Consider the following 1,861-nt stretch of genomic DNA (forward strand, 5'->3'; position numbering starts at 1 on the left):
GGCCGCCGAGGCGATCGGCCGGGTGGTCACCGGGATGCCGAGGTTCTCGGCGGCCCGGCTGACCAGCGCCGTGGTCACCCCCGGCAGGCACGGGGCCTGCGGCCAGACCAGGCCCCCGCCGTCCAGGAAGCCGATGTTCCAGGTGGGGCCCTCCGAGACGCGGCCGTCCACGCCCATGAACAGCGCGTCGTCGTAGCCGTCCAACTGGGCGGCGCGGCGCTGGCGGATCGCTCCGAACAGGCCGGTGCTCTTGATCTGCGGGGTGTCGCGGGTGAAGCGGCGCGTGCCCAGGCGGACCGGGGGAGGGGAGGCGTCCGTCGGCGCGGGACGGGTGCTGACGAGGATCTGCGGGAGCTGGCGTGCGGAGGGGTGGCCCAGGTCCATGTGGGGGTCGAAGACGGTCACGCGGACCACCGATGGGGAGAGGTGGGCGCGCGCGGAGCGCCGCGCGAGTTCGCGGACCCGGGGGATGTCGAGCTCGACGCCGAAGAGGGTGCGGCAGTCGCGGCTCAGGCGGTCCATGTGCAGGTCGAGGCCGCGGACACGCAGGTCGGTGACGAGCATGGTGGTGAAGTGGCCGTAGCCGTACAGGGCCAGGCCCGCGAGTTCCCCGGTGCTGACGGGGCGTCCGTTCAGTTCCATGAGGTGTCCATCATGGCATTCGGGGATCCGCGCCATCGGGGTTTCCCCCACCGGAACCGGGGCGGCGGAAGCACCGCGCCGGTCGGGCCGGGGCCCGGTCGCCGGGGTCCGCGTCAGCCGGTCGTGCGGCGGAAGCGGTACCACCGCGGTGAGGTCCGGTTCATCGGCCACCCCAGGCCGCTGGTCCGCGCGTCCTCGGCCGTGAGGAGCTCCCACCCCGGGAACGCGGCCTCGATCTGCGCCTGTGCGACGCCCTCGACGAGCCGCCGGTACCGGGACGGGCCGAAGGCGAGCATCAGCAGGGTGGCCCCCGGAGCGGCCAGGGCCGTCACTCCCCGCCCCTCCGCGGCCCGCTGGTCGGTGTCCAGGCCCTGGAAGCAGCCGATGTCGAGGAAGAGGTCGAAGGCGCCCAGGCCGGAGGATTCGAGGCCGGTCACGTCGCCGACGACGTAGGCGACCTCCGCCGGGCCCTTGCGGCGGGCGGCCTCGACGGCCTCCGGCACGATGTCGACGCCCACCGCCTCCCAGCCGCGCCGGGCCAGTTCGGGGGTGAACTGACCGCGTCCGCAGCCGATGTCCAGCGCCCGGCCGGGGCCGGTCGAACGCTCCCGCGTCTCGCGGTCGAGCAGGGCGCCGAGCTGCGCCGCCCCGCCCGCGGCGCCGTAGCGCTCCCAGGGGGTGAGGCCGAGGCGGTACATCCACGCGTATTTCGTCATGTCCTCAAGGTAGATCGGCCCTCCGGCGCGGGCCTTTCACCCCCCGGTGGAGGGCCGGCGAGGGGGTGTTCCCGCTGTTCGGGGGTGCGGTCCGTCCGGCTGCGGGGAAGGAGGGGGCGGACGCGTCGCACGTCCGGCGCGACCGCACCGGACCCGACACCGAACACCCGCGACGAAGGGCACGGGGACCACGGAACCGGACGTTCTGCGGTCCTCCGCGTTCGCCGAACTCGAAACCCGTGTGTCGGTTCCTCCCGTCCGGGTAGGGCGGGCCCCATGGTCGGACAACGAGGACGCGCGTACCCGGTCACCACGCTCGCGGCGGGAGCCGCCGTGACACTCGCTCTGGCGGGGTGCGGCGCGAGCGGCGGCGGCGCGGCCACCGAACCCACCAGCACCGCGCCACCCCGGGGCGACGGCTCCCCGAGCGCCCCGGCGGTCCCCACCTCCGCACCGGAGCCGGCGGCGACCGGGACGGCCGAGGACAGCGCGAGCGTCTGCGG

2 protein-coding genes are annotated in these 1,861 nt (G+C 75.2%); both read right to left on the reverse strand.

Annotation, left to right across the window (positions count from 1 at the left end; genetic code table 11):
• A partial coding sequence (locus DQW06_RS23240) for an aminotransferase class IV (protein WP_117199311.1) occupies positions 1–642 on the reverse strand: 642 nt, incomplete at its 3' end.
• 113 nt (positions 643–755) lie between these two features.
• Positions 756–1,340 carry a bifunctional 2-polyprenyl-6-hydroxyphenol methylase/3-demethylubiquinol 3-O-methyltransferase UbiG gene (locus DQW06_RS23245; protein ID WP_019607955.1) on the reverse strand — a complete coding sequence of 195 codons (585 nt, stop codon included), beginning with the start codon at positions 1,338–1,340 and terminating at the stop codon, positions 756–758.
• Positions 1,341–1,861 lie beyond the last annotated feature (521 nt).

The sequence above is a fragment of the Nocardiopsis sp. TNDT3 genome, assembly GCF_003427465.1.
GTDB classification, from domain to species: Bacteria; Actinomycetota; Actinomycetes; order Streptosporangiales; family Streptosporangiaceae; genus Nocardiopsis; species Nocardiopsis dassonvillei.

What these genes read in the sequence shown, in the direction of transcription:
- DQW06_RS23245 (WP_019607955.1), bottom strand. Translation starts at nt 1,340, where the DNA reads ATGTACCGCCTCGGCCTCACCCCCTGGGAGCGCTACGGCGCCGCGGGC.